General features: G+C 55.7%; 10 protein-coding genes and 1 pseudogene. 2 read left to right on the top strand and 9 right to left on the bottom strand.

Annotated features, from left to right (window positions below; translation table 11 throughout):
- Nucleotides 1-331 precede the first annotated feature (331 nt).
- From ACKWMY_RS05285 to trxC, 5 genes are all read right to left on the bottom strand, one after another.
- A complete protein-coding gene (locus tag ACKWMY_RS05285) occupies nt 332-664 on the bottom strand; it encodes a YfiM family lipoprotein (protein ID WP_037435468.1) in 333 nt (110 codons plus the stop codon).
- A gap of 76 nt (nt 665-740) precedes the next feature.
- Nucleotides 741-2,096 carry a CDP-diacylglycerol--serine O-phosphatidyltransferase gene (pssA, locus tag ACKWMY_RS05280; RefSeq protein WP_024530687.1) on the bottom strand — a complete coding sequence of 452 codons (1,356 nt, stop codon included), beginning with the start codon at nt 2,094-2,096 and terminating at the stop codon, nt 741-743.
- A gap of 153 nt (nt 2,097-2,249) precedes the next feature.
- Nucleotides 2,250-4,901 carry a bifunctional acetate--CoA ligase family protein/GNAT family N-acetyltransferase gene (locus ACKWMY_RS05275; protein WP_065686691.1) on the bottom strand — a complete coding sequence of 884 codons (2,652 nt, stop codon included), beginning with the start codon at nt 4,899-4,901 and terminating at the stop codon, nt 2,250-2,252.
- A gap of 55 nt (nt 4,902-4,956) precedes the next feature.
- On the bottom strand, nt 4,957-5,661 hold the full coding sequence (locus ACKWMY_RS05270) for a tRNA-uridine aminocarboxypropyltransferase (protein ID WP_024530689.1): 705 nt from the start codon (nt 5,659-5,661) through the stop codon (nt 4,957-4,959).
- A 116-nt stretch (nt 5,662-5,777) separates the two neighbouring features.
- On the bottom strand, nt 5,778-6,197 hold the full coding sequence (gene trxC / locus ACKWMY_RS05265; RefSeq protein ID WP_409485998.1) for a thioredoxin TrxC: 420 nt from the start codon (nt 6,195-6,197) through the stop codon (nt 5,778-5,780).
- A 197-nt stretch (nt 6,198-6,394) separates the two neighbouring features.
- Here trxC and ACKWMY_RS05260 point away from each other — a divergent pair, with 197 nt between their 5' ends.
- Both ACKWMY_RS05260 and ACKWMY_RS05255 read left to right on the top strand, forming a co-directional pair.
- Nucleotides 6,395-7,486: a tRNA/rRNA methyltransferase gene (locus tag ACKWMY_RS05260; protein ID WP_021178989.1), complete on the top strand. Its 1,092-nt coding sequence runs from the start codon at nt 6,395-6,397 to the stop codon at nt 7,484-7,486.
- Between the two features lie 212 nt (nt 7,487-7,698).
- A pseudogene (locus ACKWMY_RS05255) lies at nt 7,699-7,806 on the top strand (VapC toxin family PIN domain ribonuclease); the annotation flags it as partial.
- Between the two features lie 58 nt (nt 7,807-7,864).
- Here ACKWMY_RS05255 and ACKWMY_RS05250 read toward each other — a convergent pair.
- From ACKWMY_RS05250 to ACKWMY_RS05235, 4 genes are all read right to left on the bottom strand, one after another.
- Complete coding sequence (locus ACKWMY_RS05250; protein WP_409485997.1) at nt 7,865-8,293, bottom strand: hypothetical protein; 429 nt, start codon at nt 8,291-8,293, stop codon at nt 7,865-7,867.
- A gap of 220 nt (nt 8,294-8,513) precedes the next feature.
- Nucleotides 8,514-10,049 (bottom strand): multidrug efflux MFS transporter permease subunit EmrB, encoded by a 1,536-nt coding sequence (gene emrB, locus ACKWMY_RS05245; RefSeq protein ID WP_409485996.1) that lies wholly within the window; start codon nt 10,047-10,049, stop codon nt 8,514-8,516.
- Between the two features lie 17 nt (nt 10,050-10,066).
- On the bottom strand, nt 10,067-11,239 hold the full coding sequence (emrA, locus tag ACKWMY_RS05240) for a multidrug efflux MFS transporter periplasmic adaptor subunit EmrA (RefSeq protein ID WP_024530693.1): 1,173 nt from the start codon (nt 11,237-11,239) through the stop codon (nt 10,067-10,069).
- A gap of 21 nt (nt 11,240-11,260) precedes the next feature.
- Nucleotides 11,261-12,712, bottom strand: a complete 1,452-nt coding sequence (locus ACKWMY_RS05235) for an efflux transporter outer membrane subunit (RefSeq protein ID WP_024484846.1) — start codon at nt 12,710-12,712, stop codon at nt 11,261-11,263.
- Between the last annotated feature and the right edge of the window lie 19 nt (nt 12,713-12,731).

Raw genomic sequence — 12,731 nt, 5'->3', positions numbered from 1 at the left:
GTAGAAAGCCTCATGCGAAAGCATGAGGCTTTTTGCTATGGGTCAAAAACAGAAAATGGCAGTGAAAGCCCCTCACCCCAACCCTCTCCCAGAGTACCAACCGAGAACACCCTGAATACTTGTGTAGGGGAGAGGGAGCCGTCCGGCATCGTGGATAAGCTCGTACTGCTTGGGAAGTGGGAACCTTTGATTAGCCATACCACTTCGGCAGTGATGAGTAAGCCTAAGGATGGGGTATGACGCAGAGAAAACAGCGGGCTCGATCGATTCCCTCTCCTGGGGGAGAGGGTGAGGGGAAGGGTATTACTCGATCTGACAAATTGACTGATCCTCAACGCGCCAGATGATAAATACTGTACCCTGTCGCAGCCCCTGCCACATCCCAGGCAAAATCCTTCCAGCTCCAGCCCGTACCGCCTTCTCTACTGTCATACAGTTCTTTCGCTGCGCCCAAGCCAATCGAAAATAGCAGGCCAAAACTGCGGCTACGTGCCTCATTCCAGTTCTGGTGATCGCCATAAGCCGCGCCAGCGGCCGCAAATGCAGCGGAAGCGACAAAGTGTTGAGCCTTGTCTTTGCCGGTCCAACTATCATTGGCCATATGGGTACAGCCACTGGAGAACAACAATACCGGAAGGAGGATGAGCAGACGGAGTGGGCGCATAGTGAAAACATCCTGTCTCAATATGGACAAAAAAGCCCGGCATTGCCGGGCTGTGGTGCAGTTAATTATAGCGAGTTTACAGTATACGGCTAATCAAGCGATCGATACGGATCCGACGCAGACGACGGATCAGTTTGCGCACCTTGACCGGATATTCCTGAATGCTTTGCAATTCGAGATAGTGGCCCACCACCGTGGTATGGGTACGGATCGTTTCCAACTCTTTATGCCGCTGTTCCTGCATTTCGTGCTTGGGATCGTGGAACAGAATGGCGTTTTCAAGATCCAGCCGCCAGGCGCGCGGGTTGAGGTTGTTACCGGTGATCAACTGCCACTCGTCATCGACCCACATCCCTTTGAGGTGATAGCTGTTATCGCCGTCTTTCCACAGGCGCACAATCAGCTGGCCGGTATCAACATAGCGTTGCAGGCGGCTCAGGAAGCGGCGCAGGTTGATTTCATAGAGATAAGGCAGCGCGCCGATAATCTTGAACGGCTGATCTTCAGGAATGTAGAAGTCATTGGCCGTCTTGTCACCCACGATGATCTCCACCTGTTTCCCTTGGCGCAGCAGATAAATGATATTGCGCACCAGCAAGGCTGGCAGGTTGAAGTAAGGCGTGCACAGCGTCAGTTTCTGATCGGTGCTGGACATCAGGTGGTGGATCGTTTTGTTCAGAATGCTCTGTTTGCCCAGGCCGACTAACGGGGTGACGGCCAGCTCATCATTACTGGCGTTCCCCTGAAATTGATAGGCGGCACGGCGTAGGGCAAAGCGGAACAGGCGGATTTCGTTTTTGATCTCGAGGCTTTTGGGCCTGTCAGCACGATCAAGACGCTGCACGGCACCGGCGGTTAACAGATGCTGTTTGATGTAATCGCACAGGGTCACCGCCAACAGATTATTGGTGATCAGCTGATAGCGATCGTAACGATACTTATCATGCTGGTGCAGATAGACATCATTAATGCTGGCACCGCTGTAGAACACCGTATCGTCAACGACAAAGCCCTTCAAATGCAGTACGCCCAGCGCTTCGCGAGTATTGACCGGAACGCCGTAAATCGGCACCGAAACCTGCGGGTGCTGTGCAGCCATAGCGCAGTACCAGTCGGCATTGGTATTGGCCGCTGCCGCACCGATACGCCCACGTTGAGCACGATGCCAGTCTACCAACACGCAGATCTCCAGCTCAGGGCGCTGCTGCTTGGCTTGATAGAGCGCATTGAGGATGTCGCGGCCCGCATCGTCATGCTCCAGATAGAGCGCTACCAGATAAATACGGGTTGTTGCGTTAGCGATCGATTCCAGCAGCGTTGCACGGAAATCGGCCGGCGTAAAAAGGGTACGGACATCAGCAACCGTCTGGGGGAGTTTGGGCAGTTGTGCAAGGTGTTGTTGATGTTTGCTACGTTTAAATTTTGACAACATCACAGTGCGCTTCTTCTCTCATATTTGGATGGCCGGAACGCCACTTCCATGAATAAAATGCTTCGAACAATCGGGCGATAATACCACTAGTTGCCCCGATTGTGCGTATGTTTTGGCGTTAAGTAGTGGATTCGTATTACATTGCGACAGCGGTCACGGCGTCGCCCCATCCTGTAGCGGCAGGGTTAAATTGACAATCCCTTCGTCAATTTGCACATCGACCTTGAACCCCAGCTTTTGTGCCAGCGTGACCATTCCGCGGTTATTAGGCATGGTAATGCCTGTCAGGCGGGCCAGGCCTTGCGCTCGCGCATAGCTAATCATTTTCATCAAGAGCTGCCGGCCCAGACCCAGACCTTTCAGATCGGAACGCACCAGCACGGCGAATTCGGCGTCGGTGTTGTCGGGATCTGACAGGGCGCGCGTGACGCCGATGATCTCTTCGCCATCGCGTACTGCTACGAAAGCCATTTCTCGATCGTAGTCGATTTGGGTCATGTTAGCCAAATCGTCGTGGCTAAACTCGTTGATCTCACTAAAGTAGCGGTAATAGAGATCTTCCTTGGTGACACGGTCGATAAAGTGCTTCAGCGCCGGTTCATCCTCCGGCAGGATCGGGCGGAACAGGCATTGAGAACCGTCTTTTAATTCAATGGTTTCTTCCAGCTCATGGGGATAAGGGCGGATCGCCAGGCGTGCCTGTGGATCGCCACTGAAAGGCGTTAACTGCATGGAAACGTCCAGCAGGGTAAACTCGCTGCCGGAGGCTAATACCGGATGAATATCGAGGCGTGAGATCTCCGGGCAGTCGAGGATCAGGTTGGAAACCTGCACCAACAGGCGGCTTAAGCCGGGGATATCAAGCGGCCGCAGCGCACTGCGCCCACGGATTTTGCCTCCTTTCACCGCCTGCAACACCAGATAACGCGCCAGCGCCATATTCAGCGGCGGCAGGGCAACGGCGACCTGGTTTTCCTTGCGCCATTCGATGCCACCTTCGCCCAGCATTATCAACGGGCCGAAGGTCGCGTCCTGTTCAACGGCAATACGCAATTCCTGTGCTCCGGCACGGTTGGCCATGCTTTGCACTAACAGACCGTGGATGCGCGCCTGCGGATAAGTACGCTTCACCCGGTCGAGGATCGCTTCCGCCGCCCGCTGCACCTCGGTGGCGGTACGTAAATAAAGCATGACCCCCTGAACTTCGGATTTATGTGAGATATCCGGAGAACGCAGCTTCAGTGCTACCGGGTAGCCAATCTGTTCGGCAATGTGCACCGCTTCTGCGCTGTCACTGGCAATCCAGGTTGGCAGGGTGCTGAGGCCGTAAGCCTGCAAAATTGGTTGGACTTCATGGGTATCCAACTGGCTAGCCCCTTCGGCCAACGCCTGATGGATTAACTGGTGCGCGGCAGCGGTATTGGCCGTAAGCCCAATCGGTAGCGCCGGAGTTTCCTTGAGCTGCTTCTGGTTACGGCGGTATTCCACCATATGCATAAACGCGGTGACCGCGCCTTCTGGCGTGCGATAGGTTGGGATCCCTGCCTCGGTAAATTGGCGGCGGGCCTCCTGAGAGGAGTATTCGCCACACCAGTTGGTTAACAACGTAATGCGTTTCCCACGTGGGTGCTGGCGGATGGCCTCGATCAACCGTTCGGCGGTCTCAGTGCCCGGAGAGGCGGCGCTAGGGGCATGGATCAGCAGCAGGGCGTCATAGTCGTGGCTGTCGAGCAGCGGTTGCAGAGCTGCCAGATAGCGCTTGGGGGTTGCATCATCACGCAGATCGATAGGATTTCCTGGCCGGATAAACTCCGGCAGCGCTGCGCTCAGCTTCTCCTGAGTCTCATCCGTCAACGTTGCCAGCTTACCGTTGCGGGAGAGTAATTCGTCCAGCGCCATGGCTGCGGGGGCTGCACCGTTGCTGATAATCATTAGCCGCTCACCGCGCAGCGGGTGCATATGGCTTAAGGTTTCCACGGCGGAAAACAGCTCGTGAGTATCCTGTACACGCAGCAAACCGGCGCGTTGGATGGCTGCATCGTAGGCGGCGTCCAATCCCTGCTGGCTGTTGAGCAGTAGCTGTGCCTGTTGGCTACGGCCACTTTTGATCACCAGGATCGGCTTATTGCGCGAGGCACTGCGGGAGGCGGAAAGGAAACGCCGCGCGTCGTTGATGTTTTCCAGATACAGCAGAATGGCGCTGGTTTTGCTGTCGCGGGCCAGGAAGTCGAGCAGATCGTCGACGTCGATATCCAGGCTATCCCCTAACGCGATGAAGTAGGAGAAGCCAACCTCCCGTTGTTGCGCCCAGTCCAGAATGGTATTCGCCACGGCGGCAGACTGGGAGATAAACGCCAGCTTGCCTTTCTGAATGGGGACCGGCGAAAAGCTGGCGTTGATCCCTTGCCAAGGCGCCAGCAAGCCCAGGCTGTTTGGCCCCAGCAGGCGCATTGAGTAACGTTGTGCGGTGGCCTTCAGCTCGGCGAATTGTTCCACTGGGGAGGAAAGTACGATGGCAGTTTTGCAGCCCCGCTCACCCAGGGCTTCGATCAGTGCCAGGTTACGCTGGGCATTGGTACACAGCACGGCCAGATCGGGGGTTAGCGGCAGGCTGGCTACGTCGGGATAGGCCATCACGCCGCAGACTGCCTTGTAGCGTGGCGTGACTGGCAGGATAGGGCCGGTAAAACCGCCAGCCAGCAGATTGCGCATCATCAGGTAGCCAGCCCGGCCGGGCTGTTGCGAAGCGCCGAGCACGGCAATCGATTTGGGACGTAATAGCGCTTCTAACCCTCTCTGGCTCATATGCGGCTCCTGCTCCTGACCGGTTTGCCTGAAAAAGGCAAATTATCGTCTGATTCTAGGCGCTTTGTGGCTGATTTGCTGTGACCGGTGCCTCTGGGCGGTGAGGTTTCCCCGCCAGATACTGTTCACGGAAGTAATTGAAATGTTGGCTCAGCCCGGTCGCGGCCTGTTCATCCCCCGCCTGTTGCAGCAGGGCGGCAGCGACTTCTGCCGTACAGTGCTGTTCAGGGCGGCTGGCAATACGTAGCAAATAGTCTGATGAGGCCAACACGTTCAGTGAAAAGACCGGGAACTGATTCAGATAGGGACTTTTACGGAACATTTTGCGCGCTTCGGACCAGGTACCGTCGAGCATGATAAATAAAGGCGGCTTGCCACCTGCGGGCAGGCTGCTAACCACCGGGCGATCCGCATCAGCATAAGAGGCCGGGAATACCACGTAGGGCTGACGAGTGGGATCGTTGATGGCAGCCAGCAGGCCCGGATCGACTTCGGTACGCGACCAGGTAAACGCCAGGGTATCAGGCAGGATATCGGCGATCAGGCGGCCGGTATTGCTGGGCTTTAACGGCTCTGCCCCGAACATGATCAGGCAAAAGCGGCTGTTGGCCTGCTGCGGTTTGATGGTGGCACACAGGCAGTTTTGCTGCGGTAGCAAACAACCCTGACAGCGCACGGCGCGGCTACCTCTGGCCAGAAACGGGCGGGTGGCACGGTCTAAACGGTCTTGGCGTAGACGAAGTACGGCGTTGTCAGTCATAACTATCCTGAAAAACCGCCATTGTAGCGCAGAAAAAAGCCCGGCGGGAGAGGCGCACGGGCTATACAGGCGATGTTATGCCGACAACAACTGGCGGCATAGTAAGCGCTTTTGCGTTAAACTAGCTCGTTAAGCCAGTTATCGAACTGCGCTTTCGGCATCGCGCCGTTGAGCATATCGACCATCTTGCCTTCACGGAACACCATGATGGTAGGGATGCTGCGAATGCGGAAGCGTGCGCTCAACTCGGGTTCGGCTTCGGTGTTGACCTTCACGAAACGCACCTTGCCAGCGCGCTCCTGTGCCACATCTTCAAAGATCGGCGCGAAGCTGCGGCACGGGCCACACCACGGGGCCCAGAAATCGACCACAATCGGCAAGTCGTCTTGCAGGAGCTGGTCCAACGTGGCGGCGGTGGCGTTAATCACTTCACCGTCGAACAATTCATGGCCGCAGCGGCCACATTTAGCGCCGTCCGCCAGACGTTCTTCCGGCACGCGGTTGGTGGCATTACAAGCTGCACAAACTGTATTCATGATTACCTCTGGGGCTGACGCAGCACAATGAGCTGCGAATATGTATTTTTAATGTTGCTTATTATCGGTAAAAGCGCGGCATTCGACCAAGTGATTTGTTCGATGAATTTGATAGATGCCAGCTTTTAGCGCAAGTTGGTGGCTTAGCGCACCAACATCAGGTAATCTTCGCGCCCTGCGCGTTGGTGGAGAAGACAATGAACGATTCATTTAGTGGCAAGAACGGTAAGGTTAAAGTGATGTTCGTCCGTAGTGACGACGATAGCGGCGACAACCGTAACAAGAATAAACGACCTGACGGCAAAGGCCGCCCGGCTGACAATGCACGCTCTGGCCGTGCCGGTCAGGATAAGGCGCGCGGTGGTGACCGTCGGGGTGCCGATCCCCGTCGCAGCAGCAGTGAAAGCGATCGTCCTCGTCGTCCGGCGCGTACCGAAGACAGCGGTGGTTATGAATCACCGTGGAAAACCGTGTCTCGTGCTCCGCAAGAAGAACCGGCGTTCGATCATGGTGGCATCAGTGGCAAAAGCTTTATCGACCCTGAGCAGCTGCGCCGCCAACGTGCGGAAGAAACCCGTGTTTACGGCGAGAACGCCTGTAAAGCTCTGTTCGCCAGCCGTCCAGATGCCATCGTCCGTGCCTGGTTTGTGCAATCCGTAACCCCACGTTTCCGTGAGGCACTGCGCTGGATGGCGGCTAACCGCAAGGCTTACCATGTGGTGGATGAAGAGGAACTGGCCAAAGCGTCCGGTACCGAACATCACGGCGGCGTGTGCTTCCTGATTAAAAAGCGTCAAGGTTTGGATGCGCAGGCTTACCTGCAGAACGCACCGGCCAAAGATTGCGTGCTGGCACTGGAAGAAGTGGGCAACCCACACAACCTGGGGGCGATCGTTCGTTCTTGTGCTCACTTTGGCGTGAACGGCGTATTGCTTCAGGATCCAGCTGTGCTGGAGTCTGGTGCCGCGGTGCGTACGGCTGAAGGCGGGGCGGAACACATCAAGGCAATCAATGCTGATGACTTCCTGTCCGTGCTGGATACATTCCGCAAAGCGGGTTACACCATCGTCACCACGTCCAGCCATAAAGGCACGCCGTTGGCGCAGGCTAAATTGCCAACCAAGATGGTGCTGGTATTGGGCCAGGAACGTGATGGCCTGAGTGACAGCGCTTGGCAACAGGGTGATATGAGCGTGTCTATCGGCGGGACTGGCAAAGTAGAAAGCCTGAACGTCTCGGTAGCAACCGGTATTCTGTTGGCCGATTGGTGGCGCCAGAACCAGGCGTAATGCTTTAGGCTATATAAAATCCGATTAATGACAAAGCCCTGGCCGCAAAGCCAGGGCTTTGATCTATCAGAATCAGTAGAAAAACCGGCTGACTACTATGCTCAAAAAGCTCCCCCTTATTCGTATTCATCTAGGCATATCCTTGTTCGCTACAACATGCGTACAGAAACCTGCCGTACTAGCGGTTTCTCAGTATAGGGTTTACAGGGACAAGTGCGATCGCTGGTCATGCCATTGCGACCGGTGCGATTCTGGTGACCAATAATACGCGGAAGTTTGAACGGGTAACGGACCTGATGCTGGAGGATTGGGCAAAATAACAATGAGAAGGGATAAGACTAAAATGAGCGCACTGACGATTGATAATCTGGCTCACTCTTAAAAATCAGCTTTCTCAACTTTCTTTTTCTCAGGAAACTTCTTTTGTGTCGCATAAAAGCTGCCAAGGGTAAAAGCTTTCAGCTGTTGTTCCGTATCAGCCTGGCACGAAGGGGTGTCGCAAGCAGCACTGATGATTCCGTAAGTGACGGCCTTTTGTTTCATATCAAGTTTGGCTTCTTCTAGACTGTTTTTTCCCATAGAGACCACACATCCAGACACGATAGCCTGAGCTTTTTGCTCGTTCATGCGTAGTACTGTGTCATTGACGAGTTTGCTGTACCCATCATTGTTATACACATCGGCGGCGAACTCGCGGCATTCATCATAATACGGACTTGCTTTGACTTCTGTGTAGGGAGGTATTTTCATGCCAGCACAACCAACCATACCAAGGCTCATTGCTGCGATCAGTGTTTGTTTTATCATGCTTTTAGCCCAGAGATTCCCTGTTAGAAAAGTTTATAAATCGAACTAATATCCATTCTGGCACTGCGGCATTATTGTTGTCTTTTATGTACCCAAAATCCACAAAATCAGGTCGATGGGGAAAGCATTATTCAATTCTATGAGGCGGTCCATCTTTGAACCGCCCCATATCACAGCAGATCTTTAGCCACTTCCATTCGAGTTTATGGGCGTGACTCGATCAGTGGGCTCCGCCCCCGCCGCCGCCGGAACTGAACGGTGGTTTGGCGAACCAGACCAGCGCCAGCAATATCAGGAACACCCCTGCCGATAGCCAGAATATCTCGTTGGCCGAGATGATCAGCCCCTGCGCGGTGATCTCGTTGGCGATATACGCCAAAGCCTGCTGTTTACTCATGTCTAGCTGCTCCAGTTTGCTGTACATCTCCTGCGACTGCGGGTTGAACGGATTCACAAACTCGCTCAGGTGCGAGTGGTGCATCGCCTCCCTGCTGGTCCACAGCGTGGTGGTGATCGAGGTGCCGATAGAGCCCGCCAAGGTACGGGTAAAGTTCGACAGGCTCGATGCTGCCGCTATGCGCTCCGGCGGCAACCCGGACAGGGTAATGGTCGTCAGCGGCATAAAGAAGCAGGCGATGGCAAAACCCTGGAAGAACTGCGGCCAGGCGGAAGCGCCAAAATCCATCCCCGGTTCAAACGTGTAGGCGCGCCAGTAGAAGCACACGGCATACATGATGAAGCTGAAGGTGACCAAACGGCGCATATCCAGCCGGTTACCGAAGCGGCCGATAATCGGTGACAAGATCACCGGCAGCAACCCGATCGGCGCAGACGCCAAGCCGGCCCAGGTGGCGGTGTAGCCATATACCTCCTGCAGCAACTGTGGCAACAGCACGATCGCCCCGAAATACAGCATGTAAGCCAGGCTGATACACAGACAGCCGATGGTAAAGTTGCGCGATTTGAACAGCGACAGATCCACCACCGGGTGATCGTCCGTCAGCTCCCACACCACCAGGAACACTAACGCCACCACGGCCACGACGGTCAGGACAATAATTTCGGTCGAGTTGAACCAGTCCAGTTCCTTGCCCTGATCGAGCATAATCTGTAGCGCACCGATACCCACCACCAACAGCACCAGCCCGACGGTATCGATCGGTTTGATCTCGGTTTTGGTTTCCCGGCCTTTCAACGTCGACATGGCAACCAGGATCACGAACAGCCCAATCGGGATGTTGATGAAGAAGATCCAGCCCCAGTGATAGTTATCGCTGATATAGCCGCCAAGGATCGGCCCGAAAATCGGCGCGACGATCACGGTCATCGACCATAGCGCCAGGGCCATCGATCGCTTGGCGGGGGGATAGTTATTCAGCAACAAACTCTGCGACAGTGGGATCAACGGCCCTGCCACCACGCCCTGGATCACGCGGAAGAAGATCAGCATGCCCAGACTGTTGGAAATACCGCACAGCCAGGAGGCCAGGGCGAACAGCGCCGTGGACCACAGGAACAGGCGAACTTCACCCACGCGTTTCGCCAACCAGCCGGTGATCGGAATGGAGATGGCGTTGGCCACCCCAAACGAGGTGATCACCCAGGTCCCCTGCGAGTTGGAAGACCCGAGGTTACCCGAAATGGTCGGTATCGCCACGTTGGCAATGGTGGAGTCCAGCACCTGCATAAAGGTCGCCATGGCGAGCGCGACCGTCATCCAGGCGAGCTGGGCACCTTCAAGCGGTTTCTGTGCCAAGGTAGCCTCCCGCTCGCTTAACCGGCGTTTGCATGGATCACATCGGCGATCATCTGATTCACCGGCGCCAGATCCAGCGTCAGCGCGCTGGTTTCAAACAGCGGTTTTTGACGTACCGTATCGGAGAGCACCAGGCCGTCCAGATTGGTGGTATCGACTTTGACCAGCGTAGAAAGGCCGATACGCAGAGGATGCTCAGCAACCTGTTGTGCGTCCAGTTCGATACGCACGGGTAAACGCTGCACCACTTTGATCCAGTTGCCGGTAGCGTTCTGTGCAGGCAGCAGTGAGAACGCGCTGCCGGTGCCCATATCGATACCCACGACCTTGCCTTTGAACACCACGTCGCTACCGTATAGGTCACTCACTACGGTAGCCTCTTGGCCGATACGCATATTGGCGATCTGCGTTTCTTTAAAGTTGGCATCCACCCAGACATGATCCGGTGCTACTACGGCCATCAGAGGCATCCCTGGGGAGATCTGCGCCCCCACTTGCACGCTGCGGCGTGAAACGAAGCCGGTGATTGGGCTGACGATGCGGGTACGCTGCAGCGCCATCCAGGCGTCGCGCATCTGTGCGGCGGCTTGCAGCACGGCAGGTTGTTTATCCAACGGGGTATTCAGCACCATCGCCTGATTGGCATTGTATTGCTGGACTGCGACTTCCAGTGCCGCTTTGGCATTGTCTACCGCGTCACGCGCATGTTGCAGCTCTTCGCGGCCAATCGCATCGGCGTTGCCCAGCACGATACGACGCTTGAGATCGTTTTCTACCTTGCTCAGCTCGGATTTGCGCAGCGCAATGTTAGCCTGATACTGCTTACCGTTGATCACCAACTGATGCGTTTGGCGCACGCTGTTGGCCAGCGCGGTTTTGGCCCGCTCAAACGCCTGTTCGGCGTCGGTGGGATCCAGTGTTAACAACACATCGCCTTTGCGGACAAAGTCGGTGTTATCAAAGGTAACGCTGTTCACGCTACCGGAAACCTGGGCCATGATCTGCACCTGATTACCGGCCACGTAGGCATCGTCAGTTTCCTGGTGATGACGCAGCACCAGGAACCAATAGACTAAATAGGCCACCCCAATAATCACAAAAATAAACGTCAACAGCAGCAGCCAGAATTTACGCTGCCGTTTTTTGCCAGCCGGTTGCTGCGGGGTTTGAGTTTCCGCGCTTGCACTCATGGTATTCTCCACGCTCTAAAATTATGCTTTAGGTTCCGCTGCCGCCGGGGCCTGGTAGCCCCCCCCCAACGCGCGTACCAATGCTATCTTCGCCTGCATCAAGTTGCTGCTGGCATTCAGTTGCGCCTGTTGCTGCTGTAATAGCTGCGTCTGGCTGGTCAACAGTTCATCACGCCCAATAATCCCTGCCTGGTATTTGGCGTTGGCGACCCGGTACACATCCTGCATGGATTGGGAGGCAGAGGTTGCCTGCAGCAGCTGCTTGCTACTGCTCTGTTGAATGGTGATGGCGTCGGCCGTTTCCTGTAACGCATTGACGAGCGTTTGGTTATAGGAACCTACCGCCTGATCGTAGAGTGCGGACTCTTCACCCAGCTTGCTGCGTAGCGCACCGGCATGGAAGATAGGCAGGGAAATGGCTGGAACCACTCCCCACGCCTGGCTGGCGGCTTCAAACAGATTCGGGCTGGTACCGCCGACGTTGGTGGTGGTCAAGCCAGCAAAGGCCGAGATCGACAGGCTAGGGTAGAACTCTTTGCGTGCCGCACTGACCCGTTGGTTATAGGACTCCACCAGTTGGCGCTGTGCCACGATATCCGGGCGTTTACCCAGCAAATCCGCGGTGAGTTCGCCTTTGGGGGCTAACTGTTCTTCGCTTGGCATGGCCACGGGATGCAGAGACTGCATCGCATTCGGGCCAAGACCGGCCAGGGCGGCCAACTGGTGTTTCAGTTGTTCAATCTGTGACTGCAGCTGGATGATCTGCTGCTTGGCACTGTCGGCTTGTGCCTGGGTCTGTTGCGGGATTTCCACGCCGTAGATCCCGGCTTTATATTGCTTTTGGCGCAGGTCGGCCAGGCGTTGATTGTTATCCACCTCTTGTTGCAGCACATTTTCCAGCGCGTAATTCGCCTGTAACTGGTAATAAGCAGAGGCAACCGAACTGGTTAGCGTCAGAGCGGCTTGTGCCTGCTCGGCACGAGCGGCATCGATCTGCGCTTTTGCCGCATTGACCTGATTGCGATATTTGCCCCACCAGTCAAACTCATAAGCCAGATTCAAACCCAGCGAGTTGGTGGACTCATACACCGGGTTGGGCAGATAGCCAAAGCCCAGGTTGGTGTTTTGCGCCAGACGCTGACGGTTGATGCTGGCATTCAGATCCAGATTAGGGCCGTTGGCAGCACTGGCTTCCCCCGCCACGCTTTGGGCTTCACGCACGCGAGCGCCCGCCTGTTGCAGCGAAGGCGAGTTTTGCAGCGTCTGGGTCATCAGGCTATCAAGCTGGGGATCGTTAAGCGTGCGCCACCATTGCGGGCTGATGGCCAGCGAGCTGACTTTCGGCTGGGCAAGCTGCAGCTGTTGCGGATCCATCATCTTGGATTGCGGGGCAATATTATCGGTAGATGCGCACCCCGCCAGCAACAGAACGGCGAACAGCGGGGTGAATCTCCAGTTTAACGGGGATCGCATAAAATGATTACCTGAACAG

It is taken from the genome of Serratia sp. J2 (assembly GCF_046269175.1).
GTDB lineage: Bacteria > Pseudomonadota > Gammaproteobacteria > Enterobacterales > Enterobacteriaceae > Chania > Chania fonticola_C.
Note: the sequence above shows the minus strand (reverse complement) of the source record. Positions and strands in the feature narration are given on the sequence as shown.

What these genes read in the sequence shown, in the direction of transcription:
- ACKWMY_RS05275 (WP_065686691.1), bottom strand. Translation starts at nt 4,901, where the DNA reads ATGAGCCAGAGAGGGTTAGAAGCGCTATTACGTCCCAAATCGATTGCC.
- trxC (WP_409485998.1), bottom strand. Translation starts at nt 6,197, where the DNA reads ATGAATACAGTTTGTGCAGCTTGTAATGCCACCAACCGCGTGCCGGAA.
- ACKWMY_RS05260 (WP_021178989.1), top strand. Translation starts at nt 6,395, where the DNA reads ATGAACGATTCATTTAGTGGCAAGAACGGTAAGGTTAAAGTGATGTTC.
- pssA (WP_024530687.1), bottom strand. Translation starts at nt 2,096, where the DNA reads ATGTTGTCAAAATTTAAACGTAGCAAACATCAACAACACCTTGCACAA.
- emrA (WP_024530693.1), bottom strand. Translation starts at nt 11,239, where the DNA reads ATGAGTGCAAGCGCGGAAACTCAAACCCCGCAGCAACCGGCTGGCAAA.
- ACKWMY_RS05250 (WP_409485997.1), bottom strand. Translation starts at nt 8,293, where the DNA reads ATGATAAAACAAACACTGATCGCAGCAATGAGCCTTGGTATGGTTGGT.
- ACKWMY_RS05235 (WP_024484846.1), bottom strand. Translation starts at nt 12,712, where the DNA reads ATGCGATCCCCGTTAAACTGGAGATTCACCCCGCTGTTCGCCGTTCTG.
- ACKWMY_RS05270 (WP_024530689.1), bottom strand. Translation starts at nt 5,661, where the DNA reads ATGACTGACAACGCCGTACTTCGTCTACGCCAAGACCGTTTAGACCGT.
- ACKWMY_RS05285 (WP_037435468.1), bottom strand. Translation starts at nt 664, where the DNA reads ATGCGCCCACTCCGTCTGCTCATCCTCCTTCCGGTATTGTTGTTCTCC.